The organism is Caenimonas aquaedulcis (genome assembly GCF_015831345.1).
GTDB classification, from domain to species: domain Bacteria; phylum Pseudomonadota; class Gammaproteobacteria; order Burkholderiales; family Burkholderiaceae_C; genus Ramlibacter; species Ramlibacter aquaedulcis.
This window is the reverse complement of record NZ_JADWYS010000001.1, coordinates 2,260,618-2,279,351: the sequence shown is the minus strand read 5'-3', so window position 1 is coordinate 2,279,351 and position 18,734 is coordinate 2,260,618. Positions and strand designations below refer to the sequence as shown.

The following is an 18,734-nucleotide window of genomic DNA, read 5'->3' as shown; positions in this document are numbered from 1 at the left end:
GCATTTTATGCTTCGCAGCTCGGCCGCAGCGTCATATCCAAAACCCCGTGGCGCGCTGTTTTCCGTACAGTGTGGCCATGGAGTTCTCCCGCCAATGACAGACCACAGCCTCACCCGCTTCCTCACCGCCCCCAACGGCGACATCGACCCGGTCGAGACCGCCGAATGGCGCGACGCCTTCCTCGCCCTCGTCGCCACGCACGGCCCCGAGCGCGCGCGCTTCATCCTCGACCAGCTCGCCGCCGTGGGCAGCGGGCCGCTCGTGGGCTGGTCGCCGGAATTGGTCAGCCCCTACGTCAACACCATCCCCGTCGACAGGCAGCCCGCGTTCCCGGGGGACCTGGCCGTGGAGGAGCGGCTCGCGTCCCTGATGCGGTGGAACGCGCTGGCGATGGTGGCGCGCGCCAATGGCGCCTATGGGGAGCTGGGTGGGCACATCGCGAGCTACGCGAGCGCGGCGGATCTGTTCGAGGTGGGGTTCAACCACTTCTTCCAGGCGCGTGACGCCGTGGACCGGGGGGACCTCGTCTTCTTCCAGCCGCACAGCGCGCCGGGCGTTTATGCACGCGCATTTCTCGAGGGCCGTTTGTCGGAATCCGACCTGTCGCACTATCGGCAGGAGATTACGGCGCCCGCCGCGGGTGCGCGCGGGCTTTCGAGTTATCCGCACCCTTATTTGATGCCGGATTTCTGGCAGTTCCCGACCGGATCGATGGGCATCGGCCCCATCAGCTCGATCTACCACGCGCGCTTCATGCGCTACCTCACGCACCGCAAGCTGCTCGCGTGCGACCAGCGCAAGGTGTGGGGCGTGTTCGGCGACGGGGAGATGGACGAGCCCGAGAGCATGAGCGCCCTCACGCTCGCCTCGCGCGAGCGCCTGGACAACCTCGTGTGGGTGGTCAACTGCAACCTGCAGCGGCTCGATGGCCCGGTGCGCGGCAACGGCCGCATCATCGACGAGCTCGAGCAGCTGTTCCGCGGCGCGGGCTGGAACGTGATCAAGCTGGTGTGGGGCAGCGACTGGGACGGACTCTTCGCCCGCGACACCACGGGCGCCCTGATGCGCGCCTTCGCCAACACGGTGGACGGGCAGATGCAGACCTTCGCGGCCAAGGACGGCCGCTTCAACCGCGACAACTTCTTCGGTCAGAACGAGGAGCTCGCGCGGCTGGCGCAAGGCATGACGGACGAGCAGATCGACCGCCTGAAGCGCGGGGGCCACGACCTGGTGAAGATCTACGCGGCCTATGCCGCTGCCGCCGCCGCGACGGGCGGGCCCACGGTGATCCTCGCGCACACCAAGAAGGGCTACGGCATGGGCTCGGCCGGCCAGGGGAAGATGACGACGCACAGCCAGAAGAAGCTGGACGAGGCGGCGCTCATCGAATTCCGCAACCGGTTCAACCTGCCGATTTCGGATGAGCAGGCGCGGGACCTCGCCTTCTTCAAGCCGGCAGAAGACAGCGCCGAGATGCGCTACCTGCGCGCGCGCCGCGAGGCGCTCGGCGGCTACATGCCGTCCCGCCAGACCACGGCCCCGGCCCTCAATGTTCCCGCGCTGGCGTCCTACGCGGCATTTGCGACCGGGGCGGCTGGCAAGGAGATGTCGACCACCATGGCCTTCGTGCGCATGCTGGGCAACCTGCTGAAGGACCCGGAGCTGGGCCCGCGCATCGTGCCCATCGTCGCCGACGAGGCCCGCACCTTCGGCATGGCCAACCTGTTCAAGCAGGTGGGCATCTATTCCAGCGTGGGGCAGCGCTACGAGCCGGAAGACATCGGCTCGGTGCTCTCCTACCGCGAAGCCATGGACGGGCAGATCCTGGAGGAGGGCATCAGCGAGGCCGGCGCCATCGCAAGCTGGACGGCCGCGGCCACCAGCTACAGCGTGCACGGCTTCACGATGCTGCCCTTCTATATCTACTACTCGATGTTCGGCTTCCAGCGCGTGGGCGACGCGATCTGGGCGGCGGCGGACCAGCGGGCGCGCGGCTTCCTGCTCGGGGCGACCTCCGGCCGCACGACGCTGGGCGGCGAAGGGCTGCAGCACCAGGACGGCACCAGCCACCTGGTCGCCGCGACGATCCCGAACTGCAAGGCCTACGACCCGGCTTTCGCGGGAGAGATGGCGGTGATCGTCGATCGCGGCATGCGCGAGATGGTGGTGGAGCAGCAGGACTGCTTCTATTACGTGACCCTCATGAACGAGAACTACGCCCAGCCGGACCTGCCCGCGGGCGTGGAAGAGGACGTGGTGCGCGGGTGCTACCGCTTCGCCTCGTACGGCGACGGGGCGGCCCAGGTGTCCTTGATGGGCTCCGGCGCGATCCTGACCGAGGTGATCCGCGCCGCGGAGCAGCTGGCGGCCGAGGGCGTGGCTTGCGAGGTGTTCAGCGTGACGAGCTGGAGCGAGCTGGCCCGCGACGGCGTCGCGCGCGACCGGGAGGCTGCGGACGGCGGGGCTGTCGTGGCGCCTTTCGTCGCGAGCCAGCTGGGTGCGAAGGGCGGGCCGATCGTCGCAGCGACCGACTACGTGCGGGCGGTGCCGGAGTCCGTGCGGGCCTTCCTCCCGACGGGGCGCCGCTTCGTGACGCTGGGCACCGACGGCTTCGGCCGCAGCGACACCCGGGCCGCCCTGCGGGCGTTCTTCCGCGTGGACGCCGCGAGCATCGTGGCGGCCGCGCGGCGTGCGCTGGCAGCGGGCTGAGCGCGGCCTTAACATCCGCGGATGACCACTTCGCCTCCTTCGCGCTTTTGGGCTGACCTCACGACCCGGGATTTCGCGGGGCTGGACCCGGCGGCGACCGTGGCGGTGCTGCCGGTCGCGGCCACGGAGCAGCATGGGCCGCACCTGCCCCTGTCGGTGGACCAGACGATCGCGGACGCAGTGGTGGCTGCGGCGCTGCCTTCGCTGCCGGCGGGTTTGCCGGCGCTGTTCCTCCCCACGCAGGCGATCGGCTACAGCCCGGAGCATTCGAAGTTCGCCGGCACCTTGACGCTGTCCTTCGACACGGTGCTTTCCACCTGGATCGACATCGGCGCCTGCGTGGCGGCATCGGGCGTGAAGAAGCTCCTGCTCTTCAACACGCACGGCGGCCAGGTGAGCCTGATGGACATCGCCGCGCGGGAGCTGCGCACGCGGCACGGCCTGATCGTCTACAGCGCCAACTGGTGGAACCTTCCCCTGGGCGACGCGGTGAACGGCCTTTTCAGCGCGCAGGAGCATCGCTTCGGCGTGCACGCCGGGGAGATCGAGACCTCCCTCATGCTGGCGGCCCGGCCGCAGTTCGTCCGCATGGCACAGGCCAAGGATTTCAAGTCGGCGTCGCCGGCGCGGGCGGCCGCCAACCCGATCCTGGGCAACGGCGTGAGCGCCAAACTCGGTTGGCACATGCAGGACTACAACGCCGAGGGCGCCGCGGGCAATGCGGCCGCTGCGACGGCGGAGAAGGGGCGCGCGGTGCTGGATGCCGCGGGCAAGCAGCTTGCGTTGCTGCTGCAGGAGATCTCCGCTTTGCCTCTGTCGACCGTGGTCGAACACCCCGCGCGCTGACGCTGCGCGCGCGTGTTGCTAAAACGCCGACACTCGCTTCGAAATGCCTTGCTTTGTGCGTAGCGTCACATTGCGTTCACACGCGGCTTCCTACACTAGGGGCAAGAAAGGAGCCGCCATGCGTTTTTCAGCTGCCATCCAACCCCACCCGCTGCTGTTGCGTACTCCAGCGGCTGCCGATTTCCTGCGCCGCCTGCTGGCGAGCGAGCCCGCGGCCAAGCCCGAAGCGGCTCCGCAGCCGCGCCAGGATGAGTTGCCAGCCGACCTCGACCAGCGCGTTCGCCTCCTCGGTGAGTGGTGACGTAAAAAAGGGCGCAAGCGCGCCCTTTTGCCTCAGCCATTGCAGACCGGCTTCACCCCAGCGTCGAACGCTGGACTTTCCTTATTTCTCGCTGCTGCCGCTGTTGCTGCGGTTCTGGTTGCGCATGCGGTTGGCTTCGCTGCGCGCCTGGCCACCCTTGCGGCCGGCAGCACGTGCCTCTTCCGACGTGAACTCGTGCGCGGTGCCCTTTTCGTGGGCCGCACGGCCGCCTTCGCTCGCGATCTCACGCTGGCGCTGCGGATCCATCGACGCGAAGCCGCGGTTGGATTTGCCTTGACGGGGGCTGGCGCTCTGGTTGCCTTGATCGTTCGATTCCATGTGGTTCTCCTTGAATGTCGGTGGGTATTTCATGGACAGCAATTCGCTACCCATGCATTCATTGGGCTTGCTCTGCGCTGGGCGCGTCGTCAGGCATCAATGCAGGGCTATGTAGGACGAGGCCTTGCCCAGTTACGCTTTGAAGCTATGGTTTCGATAGCGTCAGCGGCGCCAGACGAGCCAGCAGCGAGGCCGTCTCCGGCTTCACCGCCGTGCCGGAACCTGCCTTCAGGCTTTCGATGAGGCGCGTGAGTTGCGCGCCGGAGGGCTGCACGGGGCCGAAGAAGAGCGGCGTGGCGCCGCGCGCGACCAACACCGTGGGAAAGGTCTCGACATCGACGTCGCCCATCGCATCGGCTTCGTCTTCGACGTCGATCCACGAGAAGTGGATCGCGGGATGCGTGCGAGCGGCTTCATCGAAGATCGTGCGCCACTGGCGGCACACGCCGCACCATTCCGCGCACAGGCAGATCACCTGCCAGGCGTCGCCGGATTCGTCGTGTGCAGCCATCGCGCCAGTCTAGCGCGAGCCCAATGTCCCTGCAGGCGCGGGCTTCAGGAGTAGGTGACCCAGCTCGCGTATTGCGGGTCTTCGAGGTGCGGGATCGCGTTGTACGACACGAGCATGTGCCGCTTGGGCGTGAAGGCGAATTCGGTGATCGAGCTGTTGCGGATGCGCAGGTTCAATTCGATCGTCGTTTCGGGGCTCGTGCCGAGCACATGGCCCACGGCGGTGGAGATCGGCCCGCCGCTCGTGACGATGAGGACGTTCTTGCCGTAGTGGTTCGCGCGCACGTGGTCGAGCGCGCCCGCGACGCCCGCGACGAAGTCCGAATAACTCGGCATGCCCTTCGGGCTCACGACGCCTGCCATCCACTGTGCGAGTCCGTCACGCAGCAGGCGGAAGTGGTGGCGGTACATCTCGGGCGACGTGGGCTTTTCCAGCTTTTGCGGATGCACGGTGGCGATCACGGCTTCGCTGTCGTATTCGTTGAGGCCCTCCCACGACAGGTGCTCGCCCTCGTGCTGCATGCCTTGGAGGATGCCGGCGAGCGTCTGCTTGTGCCGGCGCAGCGTGCCGGCGATCAGGCCGTCGAAGCGGATGCCCTTGTGCGCGAAGTATTCGCCCAGGCGCACGCTCTGCTGGTGGCCGAGGTCGCTGAGCTGGTCATAGTCGGCGGCCCCGAAGGACGCCTGGCCATGGCGGACCAGAAAGAGTGTTCCCATGGATGCAATTCTGGACTCGCGCGCGCGGCCGTGAAGTCGCGACCGCGACGGCGGGTTACGCGGGCGACAGGATGCGTGCGAAGACGTCGCTGTCGACGTTGCCACCGGTGAGGGCGAATCCCACGGCGCCACCTGGATGGCGAGCCTTCCGCTGGATCGCCGCGGCCAGGCCCGCGGCGCCCGCGCCTTCGGCCACGTTGTGCGTGTCGGCGAAGAGGATGCGCATCGCTTGCGCGATTTCGTCGTCCGTCACCGAGACGACGTCCTCCGCCTCGCGCAGCACGATCTCCAGCGCCTCGGCGTCGGCGATGCGGCAGGCCATGCCGTCGGCGAGCTGCGTGGTGACGGGCGCTTCGACGACGCGGCGCGCGCGGAAGGAATCGAGGTAGGTCGTCGCATGCGCGGACACGACACCGACGAGCGCCGACTTCGCGCCCGTGTATGCGCGTGCAGCGGACGCGGCGCAGAAGCCCGAGCCTTGCCCGATGGGGACGTAGACGACTTCAGGCGCTTCGCCGCGCGGGAAGCTCTCGAAGAACTCCAGCCAGTAGGTCATGACGCCGCGGATCAGGCCCCGGTCGAAGGACGGCACCATGTGCAGGCCCGACTCCGCCGCGAGTGCGATCGCATGTTCGCGGGCGGCCTGGAAGTCGTCGCCGTGTTCGATGAGGCGCACGCCGAGCGCGCGCATCGCGGCGTTCTTCTCCTGCGAGTTGCCTCGCGGCACGACGATGGTGGCGGCGATGCCGTACTTGCGCGCGGCGAGGCCGACGGATTGGCCGTGGTTGCCGCGCGTCGCCGTGATGACGCCGGGCACGCGCGGCGTGCGCTGCGCGAGCTGCTCGAAGTAGGTGAGGCCGCCGCGCACCTTGAACGCGCCGGCGGGCGTGTGGTTCTCGTGCTTCACCCACACCTGCATGCCCAGGCGCTCACGCAGCAAGGGCCAGGCGAATTGGGGCGTGGGCGGCATCACCGCGTAGACGGCTTCGCGCGCGCGATCGACTTCTTCTTGGCTGAATTGCATGGCGGCTTTCGGGATCGGGCTGGGATGTCAGGCGGCGGCTGATTCGATCGTGACCGTGCCCTTGGGCGTCGTGAAGGTGGCGATGAGGTCGGGCGGGCCTTCCGTCACTTTCACGCCTTTCAGTCCGATCGCTTCATGCGCGGCGCGAAGGCCCTCCGCACGCGGATGGCTCACCTGAAGGGATTGCAGCGCCAGGCCCGAAGGCGGCATGTTCGACGTGGGATGCGTGCTGCCCCATTCGATCAAGGTCGGCAGCGCGCCGTAGAAGAGGCGCTGCCCGTCGTCGCGCACGCTGATCTGCCAGCGCAGCAAGCCGGCGGGCGTCGGACGCTCCGCCGCCACCAGTGGGCCGCGGTCGATGCCCAGGCGCTCCAGCGACTTGACCGCGCTGGCCGCATCGTCCGTGGCGGCGACGAAGTGCACCAGCCGCGGCTTCGTGCGGATCGCGGCGCGCAAGGCGGGGTCGTCCAGGTCGAACCAGCGCGTGCGCCCGGGCGCGGCCGCTGCCGGGTCGATGGCGATGATCTCGAGATACGCCGTCGGGTACGCCTCGCAGGCCAGCGACAGCAGCCGGTTGTGCGTGCCCATGAGCGGATGCACGCCGCCGGGGCCGGGCGTGACGCCCAGCGTTTCCTCGCACCATGCCACGCCCTGCTCCAGCGAATCCGCGGCGATCACGAGGTGGTCGACCCAGGAGGCGGGCGTCAAAGCGCGACGCTCCCGGCGATGCAGGTGACGGAGTCGCCGCCGACCCACACCTGTCCTTGCGCGTCGCGCTCGACGTGCACGCGCCCCGCGCGGTCCAGGCAGGCGCCTTGCGCGGCGAGGTAGCGCTCGGGCATGTGCTTGTCGGCGATCAGCCATTCGGCGAGGCCGGCATTCAGGCTGCCGGTGACCGGGTCCTCGTTGATGCCGATGGCGGCGGCAAACGCACGGACTTCGAGTTGCGGTGCGCCCGGCGCGGGCTTCTCGTAGGCCGCGGCGACGCCGACCTTCACGCCGAGGTTCTTCAATTCGAGGTGATGGGGCGAGAGACCGAGCACCGTCTGCGGCGAATCGAGCAGCAGGCTGAACCACGCGGGACCGTTGTCCAGGATCTGCGCGGCGATGACCTGCTGCGACTTCAGTCCGAGCGCACCCGCCACTTGCGCGAGCACGGCGGGGCTTGGGGCTGTGCGCTTGAGCGGCGGCGCGGCGAAGGCAAGGCGCGTGCCGTCACGCCGCAGGTGCACCAGGCCGACCTTGCATTGCTGCACGATCACGTCCTTGCGGCGCGGCTTGCCGCCGGCTTCCATCCAGGCGTGGCAGCTGCCCAGGGTCGGGTGGCCCGCGAAGGGCAGCTCACCGCCGGGCGTGAAAATGCGCACGCGGTAGTCGGCGGCGTCGTCCTCCGGCGGCAGCAGGAAGGTCGTTTCTGACAGGTTCGTCCAGCGCGCGAAGTGCTTCATCTCCTCGTCGCCCAAGCCGTTGCCGTCCAGGACGACCGCCAGCGGATTGCCGCGGTAGGGCGTCGCGGTGAAGACGTCGACCTGCTTGAAATTTCTCTGCGCCATGGGCAATGCTCCTAGGACAGGGGAAGGTCGAGCACGCCGCGTGCGGCGGGATTCGACAGGATGCCGGCGTACCAGCGTTGGAGGTGCGGCAGGGCCGGGTGCTCGAGCGGCAGGCCTTGCCAGCGATGCACGTCGCACGCGATGGGGATGTCGGCCATGGTGAATGTGTTGCCGGCCATGAAGGACTGCTTCGCGAGATGCGCATCGATGCGGGCCATCAAGGGCTGCATCGCGGCGACCGATTCGGCGATCACCGCGGGGCTGCGCTGGTCCGCGGGTGTACGAAAGAGCTGGATGAAGGCGTTGCGCCCGGCGGGGTTGAGCGTGGTCTGCTGCCAGTCCATCCACCGCTCCGCGTCGAAGCGCGCCTTGAGGGCTTCGGGATAAAGAGTCCCGCTGGCATGTTTCGCGCACAGGTAGCGCACGATCACGTTCGACTCCCACAGCACGAATCCGTCGTCTTCCATCAGCGGCACGAGGCTGTTGGGATTTTTCTCGCGGTATTCGGCGGTGGTGACGACGCCGTATTGCGCGCCGGCGTCCGTGCGCTCGAAGGGTATGCCCATCCACTGCGCCGCCAGCACGACCTTGCGCACGTTGATGGACGTGATGCGGCCCCAGATTTTCAGCATGGCGTCATCCCTTGTTGGCGGTGAGTTGCTCGCGGATCGCCGCCGCCAGTGCGGCGATGCCGGTGTCGATCTGGTCCACGCTGGCGGTGACGAAGGACAGGCGCAGGCAGCGCGGATCGGGCTGGGCGGCATAGAACGCGGCGCCCGGCACGAAGGCCACCCCCTTGTCGACCGCATGCGGCAGCAGGTCGATCGCGTGCAGGCCCTGCGGCAGGCGTGCCCACAGGAACATGCCGCCGTCGGGCGTGTTCCATTGCACGTCGAGGCCCTGCATCTCGCGTTGCAGCGCGCGCAGCATCGCGTCGCGCTGCGACTTGTACAGCGCGCGGATCGTCGGCACGTGGCGGTCGAGGAAGCCGTCGCGCATCACTTCGGACACCATGCGCTGGTTGAAGCCGGGGCTGTGCAGGTCGGCGGCCTGCTTGGCTTGCAGCAGCTTGGGATACAGGTCGCGCGGCGCGACCATGAAGCCCAGGCGCAGGCCCGGCGCGAGGACCTTGGAGAAGGAGCCGAGGTAGACGCAGCCTTCCGGGTTGCGCGCGGTGAGCGGCAGCGGCGGCGGCTCGTCGAACCACAGGTCGCCGTAGGGGTTGTCTTCCGCGATCGGAACGCCGAGCTCGGCGGCGCGGCGGGACAGCTGTGCGCGGCGCGGCTCCGTCATCGTGCGGCCCGTGGGGTTCTGGAAATTCGGCAGCACGTAAAGGAAGCGCGCACCCGGCGCCTTGCGTGCGAGGTCATCGACGTCGATGCCTTCCGCATCGCTGTCGACCGCGACGACATCCGGCTCCATCGGCGTGAAGGCCTGCAGCGCGCCGAGGTACGTGGGCGTCTCCACGAGCACGCGCGAGCCTTTGTCGATGAGGATCTTCGCGAGGAGGTCCAGGCCCTGCTGCGAGCCGGTGGTGATGAGCACTTGCGCCGGGTCGACCGACCAGGGCAGCATCGCGGCGACCTGTTCGCGCAGCGGCGCATAGCCTTCGCTGGCGGCGTATTGCAGCGCGCCGGGTCCGTCTTCACGCAACACCTTCTCGCAGGCCGTCTTGAATTCTTCGACCGGGAAGGTCTTCGACGACGGCAGGCCGCCGGCGAAGCTGATGATGCCCGGGCGCTCGGTGACTTTCAGGATTTCGCGGATCACCGAGGGGTTCATCTTCTCGGCACGTTCGGCGAGAACCCATTTGGCGTGCGGCAGGTCGTTCAGTTTCATGGAGGCTCCAGTGATTCAGGGGGCGGCGCGAACCGGCATTTTCCTGCCGATGAAGACGGTGGCGATCACGGCCACCGCAAAACAAAGTGTGACGGCATCCAGCGTCTCGCCCAGCAGGGGCACGGCGAACAGCATGCCGAGGAAGGGCTGGATGAGTTGGACCTGGCTCACGCGCACCGTGCCGCCGAGCGCGAGCCCGCGGTACCAGGCGAAGAAGCCGAGCCACATCGAGAAGACCGCCACATAGGCGAACGCGCCCCAGACGGCGGGTGCAAGGGCGGCTTGCGGCCGGCTGAGGAGCGCGGCAGGCAGCGTGAGCGGGAGGGAAATGACGAGCGCCCAGCAGATGACATGTTCGGCGCGCATGCGCTGCGACAGGCGGCCGCCCCAGCCGTAGCCGACCGCCCCGCAGGCGATGGCGGCGACGAGCAGTCCGTCGGCGGGCTGGATGGCGATGCCCGAGGCGCTCGACCCGCGCAGGGCGAACGCGGCCACGAGCAGGCTGCCGGCCAGCGCGGAGAGCCAGAACCCGGTGGACGGCCGTTGCCGGTGCAGCCATGCGCCGACGGCGGCGGTCGCGAGCGGCAACAGGCCGACGATGACGCTGGCGTGGATCGCTTCGACATGGCGCATCGCAATGGACGTAAGCAGCGGAAAGCCGAACACGACGCCGCCGGACGTGATGGCCAGGGCCCGCCATTCGTCCCGGCGGGGCCACGGGGCGCGTGTCGCGAGCAGGAAGGCCGCGGACAGCAACCCCGCGACGGCGGCGCGGCCCAGCGCGATGAACACCGCGGACATCTGCGGCGCCTCGGCCGTGCCGGACGCCAGGCGCGTCATGGGGAGCGTGAGTGCGAAGATCATCACGCCCAGCGCGCCCAGCCACAGGCCCTTGGCTTCGGGCTTCATGGGAATGCTTGCTTCGTCATGCGCTTCACTGTAGTCTTGCGATCAGTACACGAGCAGTACAGTTGCCCAGCTCAGTTGGCCATCTGTATTGCTTCGATCGGCAATACACGAGGAATGTCCGCATGCTGATGAAGGCTTCGTCCCAGTCGCTCACCGAGCAGCTTTCGGCGCGTTTCGCGCAGCGCATCCGCGACCGGCTGCTCGCGCCGGGGGCGCGCCTGCCGTCGGTGCGCCAGTGCGCGCAGCAGCAGTCGGTGAGCCCGTCCACCGTGGTGGCGGCATACGACCAGCTGCTCGCGCAGGGCCTGGTGGAAGCGCGCAAGAACCGGGGCTTCTTCGTGCGGGAGAGCCGGGCGGAGATGCCTGCCGGCGCGCCTGCCGCGGCGCCGGAACATCGCGGGACGGCGGCCTGGGCGACCGCCACGGGGCTCGCCGGGAGCTCGAGGCACGCACCCGTCGATGCGACCGCGCTCATTCGCGGCATGTTCCACAAGGTGAGCAACAAGCCGCAGCCTGGCATGGGTGTACTGCCGCCCGAGTGGATGGAGTCCACCTTCATGCCCGCGGCCGTGCGCAAGGTGACGAGCACGCGGGCGCTGCAGGAGTTTTCCCTGCAGTACGGTGAGCCGAAGGGCGACCTGGGGCTGCGCCGCGCCTTGTCGAAGAAGCTCGCGACGCTTTCCGTGCACGCCGCGCCCGAGAACATCATCACGACGGTGGGCGCGACGCATGCGCTCGACATCGTGAGCCGCACGCTGCTGCGCCACGGCGATCACGTGATGGTCGAAGAGCCGGGGTGGGCCGTGGAATTCGCGCGCCTCAACGCGCTGGGCATGCGTCTGCTGCCCGTGCCGCGGCGCGCCGACGGGCCGGACCTGGAGGTGATGGCGAAGTACTGCGAGGTGCACCAGCCCAAGCTGTACGTGAGCGTGAGCGTGTTCCACAACCCCACGGGCTATTGCCTGTCGCCCGGCAGCGCGCACCGCGTGCTTCAGCTGGCCAATCGCCACGATTTCCACATCGTCGAGGACGACACCTACAGCCATATCGCGCCCGAACATGCGACGCGCCTGTGCGCGCTGGACGGCCTGCAGCGCACCATCCACGTGAGCGGCTTCGCGAAGATCCTCGCGCCCAACTGGCGCGTGGGCTTCCTCGCGGCGAACCCGGCGCTGGTCGAGCGGCTGCTCGACACCAAGCTCTTGGGCACCCTCACGACGCCGGCCCTGCTGGAGAAGGCGCTGGCGCTGTGCATGGAGCAGGGGCAGCTGCGGCGGCATGCGGAGCGCATCCGCACGCGCCTGGACGCCGCGCGCAGCCGCAGCGTCAAGCTCGCGCTGGCCGCGGGATGCACCTTCGCCGCCGAACCGGTGGGCCTCTTCGGATGGGTGGATACGGGGGTGGATACCGATGCCCTCGCGCAGCGCATGCTGGACCAGGGCTACCTGCTTGCGCCGGGGGCGCTGTTCCATGCGCAGCGCAAGCCCAGCACGCTCATGCGCATCAATTTCGCTACGACGCAGGACGCGTCGTTCTGGAAGAAGTACTCGGAGACGGTGCGGTCGATGTGACCGCTACAGCATCTCGTCGGGCGCGAAGGGCGCGATCAGCCGCGCGAGCAGGCGCAGCTTGGCGTCCGCCTCCGGCTCCTGGTGCGCGTCCTTGAACGAAGCGCCCGGCGGCGCGCGCCACACCAAGGCGCCCTGGTCCATCTGCACGCGATAGGCATCGGCGAAGGTGGCGGTGATCTGCTTGGCCGCGAACTGCGCGAAAGGCGCGCTGCGGATGAGCACCGCGACTTCGCTGTTCTTGCGCTGCGAGCGCAGGTCGAGGTTCATCGAGCCGATCACGGCCAGGCGGCCGTCGATGACGACGGCTTTGGAGTGCAGGCTTGCGCGCGAGGCGCCGCTCTTGGACCCGCCGCCCCCACCCGCCCCGGAGCCGATACCCGCGGCGGAGCCCGCACCGGCTTTCGCGCCCGAGCCCATGCCGCCGCTGGAGTCGCCCTGGTCCGCGCGCATTTCATAGAGCTCGATGCCGAGCGCGATCAGGCGCTCCCGATAGCGCGCGTAGCCTGCGTGGGCCGCGAGCGCGTCGTTGGACGCGAGGGAATTGGTCAACACCCGGATGCGCACACCCTTGCCACGCATGTCGGCGAAGAGCTTCATCATCTGCGCGCCGGGAACGAAGTACGGCGACACGATCAGCACGTCTTGCCTGGCCTGCTGCATGACGGTGAGCAGGCCGTCGACCACGGTTTCGCCGGCATCGGCTTCATCGTCGCCGGGGCCGATCTTGCCGGGCTGGTCGACCAGCACCGCCGAAGGCGCCCAGGTGAGGGGCAGGCGCTGCAGGTCGAAGCGGGCAGGGGCATTCGCGGCGACGACGAGCGTTTGCGTGGCGGCAGGCAGCACGGTGGGGGAGGCGCTGGCGGCGACGGAACCGGCGGGCGCCGTGGCACTCGCCGGCGCGGAGGCCGGCGCCGCGGATGCCGTGGCCCGGGAGGCGTCGGCGGCGGTGCCGGCCGCAGGGGCGCGCAGGGCATCGAGATCCTGCGGGGTCATCAAGGTCTGCACGGGGTAGGCGAGTTCGTCGTTCCAGTAGCGGTCGAAGCTCGCGGCCATGTCGCGCACCGAGCGGCCCACGGCGAGCACTTCGAGGTCGATGAACTTGCTGTTGCCGTCGCCGCCGAAATAGGCGTCCCCGAGGTTGCGTCCGCCCGTGATGCCGACGGCGCTGTCGGCGAGGAACAGCTTGTTGTGCATGCGCTTTTGCAGCCGCTCCATGTCGTGCAGCGAGGTGGCGATGCGTCCGAGCAGGGAGCCGCGGGTTCCGGGCACTGGGTTGAACAGCCGGATCTCCACGTTGGGCTCGAAGGCGAGCCGCAACACCTGCGCATCCTTGCCCACGGTGTTGAAGTCGTCGAGCAGGATACGGACGCGCACGCCGCGCCGCGCGGCGTCGCGAAGCTTTTCGAGCAGGATCTCCGTGCTGTTGTCGGCGTGGATCGCGTAGTACTGGAGGTCGAGGCTGCGCTGGGCGCCATCGATGAGTGCGAGCCGGCTGCCGTACGCGGAATCCACGCTGTCCAGCAGGCTGAAGCCCGAATCGGCGCGCGCGCCGTCCTGCGCGCGTCGCTGGTTCACCCAGCGGCCGAGGGAGGTGGAGCCCGGGTCGGTGAATGACTGCGATGCGGTGCGGCCGGTGTTGGCCGGAAGGCTGGCGCAGCCTGCGGCGACGCCCAGCAGCACCAGCGCAAGCAGCGCGCGAAACAAGGCGGACCAGCGGACGGGTCGGGGCGAGGGCTGGAACGTGAGGACGGCGGAGTGCTGCATGGTGGTGCAGTCACTCTACAGTAGGCCTTGCGCGGCTAGGTCAGCCATAACCGCCAAAGGCTGACGGGCACCGGCCTACACGCCGCCCAGAAGCTCCAGGCGCTCCATCGCCGCCAGCATTTCCTCGTCGATGCGTGCGTGGCGCTCCGACAGCTGGGCCGCGCGCGCCGGGTCGTTGGCGTAGAGGCTGCCGTCCGCGAGTTCTTCCTGGATCGACTTCTGCTCCTGCTCCAGCGACGTGATCAGCGCGGGAAGCGTGTCGCGCTCGCGCTGCTCCTTGTAGCTCAGCTTCTTGCGCGAGGCCCTCGGGGCCGCGGCGACCGGTGCCTTCGTCGCGCTGTCCGTCGCGGCCGGTTTGCCCGCTGGCTGGCTCGCCTGCGCCAGCGCCTGCGCGCGGCGGGACTGCGTGAGCCAATCCTGCACGCCGCCTTCGTATTCGCGCCACTTGCCCTCGCCTTCGAACACGATCGTGCTGGTGACGACGTTGTCCAGGAAGGACCGGTCGTGGCTCACGAGGAAGACGGTGCCCGGGTAGTTCTGCAACAGGTCTTCGAGGAGTTCGAGGGTGTCGATGTCCAGGTCGTTCGTCGGCTCGTCGAGCACCAGCACGTTGGCCGGCCGCGCGAACAGTCGTGCGAGCAGCAGCCGGTTGCGCTCGCCGCCGGAGAGCGACCGTACGGGCGACTGCGATCGCGCAGGCGAAAACAGGAAGTCGCCGAGATAGCTCTTGACATGCTTGCGCTGGTTGCCGATCTCGATCCATTCGCTGCCCGGGCTGATGAAGTCCTCCAGCGTGGCGTCGAGGTCCAGCGCGTCGCGCATCTGGTCGAAGTAGGCGACCTGCAGGTTCGCGCCCTGGCGGATCTTTCCGCTGTCCGGCGCGAGCTCGCCGAGGATCAGCTTGAGCAGGGTCGTCTTGCCCGCGCCGTTGGGGCCGAGCAGGCCGACCTTGTCGCCGCGCAGGATGGTGCCGGTGAAATTGCGCACGATCGCCTTGTCGCCGAACGACTTGGAGACTTCCGTGAGCTCCGCGACGATCTTGCCGCTCGGCAGGCCGGACGACACGTCGAGCCGGACGCTGCCGAGTGCTTCTCGGCGCTTCGCGCGCGTGTCGCGCAGCTTGTCCAGGCGGCTGATGCGGCCCTGGGCGCGCGTGCGCCGTGCTTCCACGCCCTTGCGAATCCAGATTTCTTCCTGCGCAAGCAGCTTGTCGGCCTTGGCGTTGATCACCGCTTCCTGCGCGAGCTGTTCTTCCTTCTGCAGCTGGTATTGCGTGAAGTTGCCCGGATAGGCGCGCAACTTGCCGCGATCGAGTTCGACGATGCGCGTCGCGACGCGGTCGAGGAAGGTGCGGTCATGGGTGATGACGATGACGCTGCCCTTGAAATCGATCAGCAGGTTCTCGAGCCACTCGATCGAATCGAGGTCCAGGTGGTTGGTGGGTTCGTCCAGGAGCAAAACGTCGGGCCGCCTCACGAGGGCTTGCGCCAGCGCGACACGCTTGCGCGTTCCGCCGGACAGCGTGCTGACGACGGCTGAGGGGTCCAGGTGCAGGCGCTGCAGGGTTTCGTTCACGCGCTGCTCCCAGTTCCAGCCGTCACGCGCTTCGATCTCGCCCTGCAGCTTGTCGAGATTGCCGTGGCCGTGGGAGTACTCGTCGATGAAGGCGATGACATCGGCAACACCTTCGCGCACGGCCTCGAACACCGTGAACGCCTGGTCCAGCTGCGGCTCCTGCGCCACATAGGCAATGCGCAATCCTTGTTGCAGTTGTAACGTCGCGTCGTCCGCTTTCTCCATGCCGGCGAGGATTTTCAGCAGGGAGGATTTGCCGGCGCCGTTGCGCCCGATGAGCCCGATCCGTTCGGCCGACTCGAGAGCGAAGTCGGCGTGGTCGAGAAGTGGCACGTGGCCGAAGGCCAGTTGTGCGTCGAGGAGGGTGATGAGTGCCATGGAGGCCGCGATTATCCGGCTTGGGACCGGCTATCGCGCCGTGAAGCTCGTCGATATAGTCCGCGCAAGAGCCAAAGGAGCCGGAGTGGAACTGCAAATCAATGGCAAGACCTTGCAAGCGGATGCCGAGCCCGACATGCCGCTTCTGTGGGTGTTGCGCGACTCGCTGGGCATGACGGGGACCAAGTATGGGTGCGGCGTGGCCGCGTGCGGAGCCTGTACGGTGCGCGTGGATGGCGCGGCGGTTCGCTCCTGCGTCACCCCCGTGGGCAGCGTCGCCGGGAGGCGGATCCAGACGATCGAAGCGCTCGGTGCGCCGGGAAAACCGCATCCGCTCCAGGTGGCATGGATCGCGGAGCAGGTGCCGCAGTGCGGCTATTGCCAGAGCGGCATGTTGATGGCCGCCGCCGCATTGCTCGAGAAGAAGCCGAAGCCGACCGACGCCGACATCGATGCGGCGATGACCAACATCTGCCGCTGCGGCACCTACCAGCGGGTGCGCGCGGCCATCAAGCGCGCCGCGGGAGTCAAGGCTTGAAACGGCGCACCTGGCTGCTCACCGCCGCAGGTGGGGCGGGGGCGCTGATCGTGGGGTGGAGTGTGTTGCCTCAGCGCTCCCGCGTGGGCGCCGCCAGCCTCATGCTGCCGCAGCAGGGTGAATTCGCGCTGAACGGATGGATCAAGGTGGCGGCCGATGGCGCGATCGTCATGGCGATGCCCCGAAGCGAGATGGGCCAGGGCGTGCACACCGCGCTGCCGATGCTGGCCGCCGAAGAACTGGACGTTCCCTTGTCTTCGATGCGAATCGAGCAGGCGGGCTCGGACAGCATCTACGGAAACATCGCCAACCTGGTGGCAAACCTGCCGTTTCATCCGTCGGAGGACAACGAAGACGGATTCGGGCGCGTGAAGGCCAGCCGGTGGGTGGTGGGAAAGCTCGCGCGCGAGCTGGGCATCAACGCGACGGGCGGCTCGTCCAGCGTGTCGGACGCGTGGGATGTCGTCCGGCTCGCGGCCGCGACGGCGCGAGCGTCCCTGGTGGGTGCGGCATCGCTGCAATGGAAGTTGCCGGCCGAAGATCTTTCCGTGCGGGACGGCGTGATCTCGCATGCGTCCGGCCGGTCGGCCTCGTATGGCGAGATGGCCAGGTTCGCGGCGGCAACGCCTCCGGGTGAGGTGAAGCTGAAGGAACGCCGGGCCTGGAAGCTCATCGGGCAGCCGGCGCAACGCCTTGACCTGGCCGGCAAGGTCGATGGATCGGCGGTGTACGGCGTCGATGTACGCCTGCCCGGGATGAAGTACGCCGCGATCCGCCAGTGCCCCATGCTGGGCGGCTCGCCCGGTGCGGTGCGCGCGGACAAGGCGTTGGCGATGCCGGGCGCGGAGCGGCTCGTGATGCTGCCTCCTTATGCCGGCGCCACGGCAGGCTTTGCTGTCGTGGGCAGGAGCAGCTGGCACGCCCAACGGGCGGTGCAAGCGGTCGAGGTGGAATGGCGTCAGCGCCCGCTCGGCGCTCTGGACTCGAAGAGGATCGAAGCCGAACTGGAGGCGGCTGTCCGGAACACGGAGGGCCACGTCTTTCACGCGCGGGGCAACGCGAGCCACGCCGAAAACAACGCCTCGAAGCGGATCGAGTCATGGTACCGGGCGCCCTACCTCGCGCACGCGACCCTGGAGCCGATGAACTGCACCGCGCGGGTGGCGAACGGGCAAGTGGAGATCTGGATCCCCACCCAGGTGCCACAGATGGCGCGGGCGATCGCCGCACGCGTGGCGGGGGTGGCCGTGGAGGCCGTCTCCGTGCATGTGACCCTGCTGGGCGGAGGCTTCGGCCGCAGGCTGGAGGTCGATCATGTGGCGCAGGCGGTTCGCGTCGCGATGGATTGCGGCGGGGCGCCCGTGCAACTGCTCTGGTCGCGAGAGGAAGATACGACGCACGACTTCTACAGGCCGATGCATGTGGCGCGGCTCGTCGCAGGGCTCACCGCGAAGGGCGAGGTTGCCAGCGTGACCATCAAATCCGCGGGGGATGCCATCACGCCGCGCTGGATCGAAAGAAGCATGCCGGCCCTTGCCGGCCCGGTGGACACTCCCGACAAGACGACGTCGGAGGGGCTCTTCGACCTTCCCTACGGTTTCGAACACCAGCGCATGGAGCATGTGGCCACGCGCGTGGGGGTGCCCGTGGGCTATTGGCGATCGGTGGGGCATTCGCACAACGCGTTCTTTTCCGAGAGCTTCGTCGATGAACTGGCGGTGCAGTCGGGCGTGGACTCCGTCGAGTTTCGGCGCAGGTTGCTGGCCGGCTCGCCCCGGCATCTCGCGGTGTTGAACCTCGTGGCCGAGAAGTCGCGTTGGGGGCGGCCACCAGCTGCAGGACGCGCGCGCGGCGTGGCCCTGCACGAGTCCTTCGGCAGCGTCGTCGCCCAGGTGGTGGAGGTTTCACTGGAAGCGGGCAGGCCGCGCTGTCATGAAGTCGTCTGCGCGATCGACTGCGGAACGGTGGTCAATCCCGGCATCGTGGCGCAGCAGATGGAGAGCGCGGTGGTGTTTGCGCTCAGTGCGGCGTTGTACGGGTCCGTCGACATCGTTCAAGGGGTTGTGCAACAGAAGAACTTTCCTTCGTACCCGATGCTGAGGCTGAGAGAAGCGCCGAGGGTTCAAACCTGGATCGTTGCGAGCGAGAACCTACCCGCAG

The 18,734-nt window shown here is 68.3% G+C and carries 17 protein-coding genes (1 of these 17 running past the window's edge); 6 read left to right on the top strand and 11 right to left on the bottom strand.

Features of this window, described 5'->3' with window-relative positions; genetic code table 11:
* The first annotated feature begins 94 nt into the window (after window positions 1–94).
* From mdeB to I5803_RS10940, 3 genes are all read left to right on the top strand, one after another.
* Window positions 95–2,710: an alpha-ketoglutarate dehydrogenase gene (gene mdeB, locus I5803_RS10950; RefSeq protein WP_196986391.1), complete on the top strand. Its 2,616-nt coding sequence runs from the start codon at window positions 95–97 to the stop codon at window positions 2,708–2,710.
* A 21-nt stretch (window positions 2,711–2,731) separates the two neighbouring features.
* The gene (locus I5803_RS10945; protein ID WP_196986390.1) at window positions 2,732–3,556 is read left to right on the top strand and encodes a creatininase family protein; all 825 of its coding nucleotides are present in this window, start codon (window positions 2,732–2,734) and stop codon (window positions 3,554–3,556) included.
* A 118-nt stretch (window positions 3,557–3,674) separates the two neighbouring features.
* The gene (locus I5803_RS10940; protein ID WP_196986389.1) at window positions 3,675–3,857 is read left to right on the top strand and encodes a hypothetical protein; all 183 of its coding nucleotides are present in this window, start codon (window positions 3,675–3,677) and stop codon (window positions 3,855–3,857) included.
* 81 nt (window positions 3,858–3,938) lie between these two features.
* On the opposite strand, the gene I5803_RS10935 is transcribed toward I5803_RS10940, so the two are convergent.
* The 9 genes from I5803_RS10935 to I5803_RS10895 all read right to left on the bottom strand — a co-directional run bounded on the left by I5803_RS10935 (window position 3,939) and on the right by I5803_RS10895 (window position 10,748).
* Entirely contained in the window at window positions 3,939–4,196 is a 258-nt protein-coding gene (locus I5803_RS10935; protein ID WP_196986388.1) for a KGG domain-containing protein, read from the bottom strand.
* Window positions 4,197–4,341: 145 nt separating this feature from the next.
* Window positions 4,342–4,707, bottom strand: coding sequence for a thioredoxin family protein (locus tag I5803_RS10930; RefSeq protein WP_196986387.1), 366 nt, complete (start codon window positions 4,705–4,707; stop codon window positions 4,342–4,344).
* A gap of 44 nt (window positions 4,708–4,751) precedes the next feature.
* The gene (locus I5803_RS10925) at window positions 4,752–5,423 is read right to left on the bottom strand and encodes a histidine phosphatase family protein (RefSeq protein ID WP_196986386.1); all 672 of its coding nucleotides are present in this window, start codon (window positions 5,421–5,423) and stop codon (window positions 4,752–4,754) included.
* Window positions 5,424–5,478: 55 nt separating this feature from the next.
* Complete coding sequence (locus tag I5803_RS10920) at window positions 5,479–6,447, bottom strand: threonine dehydratase (protein ID WP_196986385.1); 969 nt, start codon at window positions 6,445–6,447, stop codon at window positions 5,479–5,481.
* A 27-nt stretch (window positions 6,448–6,474) separates the two neighbouring features.
* A complete protein-coding gene (locus I5803_RS10915) occupies window positions 6,475–7,155 on the bottom strand; it encodes a VOC family protein (protein WP_196986384.1) in 681 nt (226 codons plus the stop codon).
* Window positions 7,152–8,000 carry a PhzF family phenazine biosynthesis protein gene (locus tag I5803_RS10910; RefSeq protein ID WP_196986383.1) on the bottom strand — a complete coding sequence of 283 codons (849 nt, stop codon included), beginning with the start codon at window positions 7,998–8,000 and terminating at the stop codon, window positions 7,152–7,154. The genes I5803_RS10915 and I5803_RS10910 overlap by 4 nt, the downstream gene beginning before the upstream one ends.
* Before the next feature lie 11 nt (window positions 8,001–8,011).
* Window positions 8,012–8,632, bottom strand: a complete 621-nt coding sequence (locus I5803_RS10905) for a glutathione S-transferase family protein (protein WP_196986382.1) — start codon at window positions 8,630–8,632, stop codon at window positions 8,012–8,014.
* Window positions 8,633–8,636: 4 nt separating this feature from the next.
* Window positions 8,637–9,839, bottom strand: coding sequence for an aminotransferase-like domain-containing protein (locus I5803_RS10900; RefSeq protein ID WP_196986381.1), 1,203 nt, complete (start codon window positions 9,837–9,839; stop codon window positions 8,637–8,639).
* 15 nt (window positions 9,840–9,854) lie between these two features.
* Entirely contained in the window at window positions 9,855–10,748 is an 894-nt protein-coding gene (locus I5803_RS10895; RefSeq protein ID WP_196986380.1) for a DMT family transporter, read from the bottom strand.
* A 122-nt stretch (window positions 10,749–10,870) separates the two neighbouring features.
* Between I5803_RS10895 and I5803_RS10890 the strand changes: the two genes are divergently transcribed.
* Complete coding sequence (locus tag I5803_RS10890) at window positions 10,871–12,319, top strand: aminotransferase-like domain-containing protein (protein ID WP_196986379.1); 1,449 nt, start codon at window positions 10,871–10,873, stop codon at window positions 12,317–12,319.
* Between the two features lie 3 nt (window positions 12,320–12,322).
* Here I5803_RS10890 and I5803_RS10885 read toward each other — a convergent pair whose 3' ends face one another.
* Window positions 12,323–14,083: a phospholipase D-like domain-containing protein gene (locus tag I5803_RS10885; protein ID WP_196986378.1), complete on the bottom strand. Its 1,761-nt coding sequence runs from the start codon at window positions 14,081–14,083 to the stop codon at window positions 12,323–12,325.
* A 75-nt stretch (window positions 14,084–14,158) separates the two neighbouring features.
* Complete coding sequence (locus tag I5803_RS10880; protein ID WP_196986377.1) at window positions 14,159–16,036, bottom strand: ATP-binding cassette domain-containing protein; 1,878 nt, start codon at window positions 16,034–16,036, stop codon at window positions 14,159–14,161.
* 85 nt (window positions 16,037–16,121) lie between these two features.
* Between I5803_RS10880 and I5803_RS10875 the strand changes: the two genes are divergently transcribed.
* On the top strand, window positions 16,122–16,574 hold the full coding sequence (locus I5803_RS10875) for a (2Fe-2S)-binding protein (RefSeq protein ID WP_196988530.1): 453 nt from the start codon (window positions 16,122–16,124) through the stop codon (window positions 16,572–16,574).
* Window positions 16,571–18,734, top strand: partial view of a xanthine dehydrogenase family protein molybdopterin-binding subunit gene (locus I5803_RS10870; RefSeq protein ID WP_196986376.1) — the 5' portion only. Its footprint extends 101 nt past the window's final position; 2,164 of the gene's 2,265 nt are visible here — the first part of the coding sequence; the start codon lies at window positions 16,571–16,573; the stop codon falls past the right edge of the window. Before I5803_RS10875 ends, I5803_RS10870 begins: the two co-directional genes overlap by 4 nt.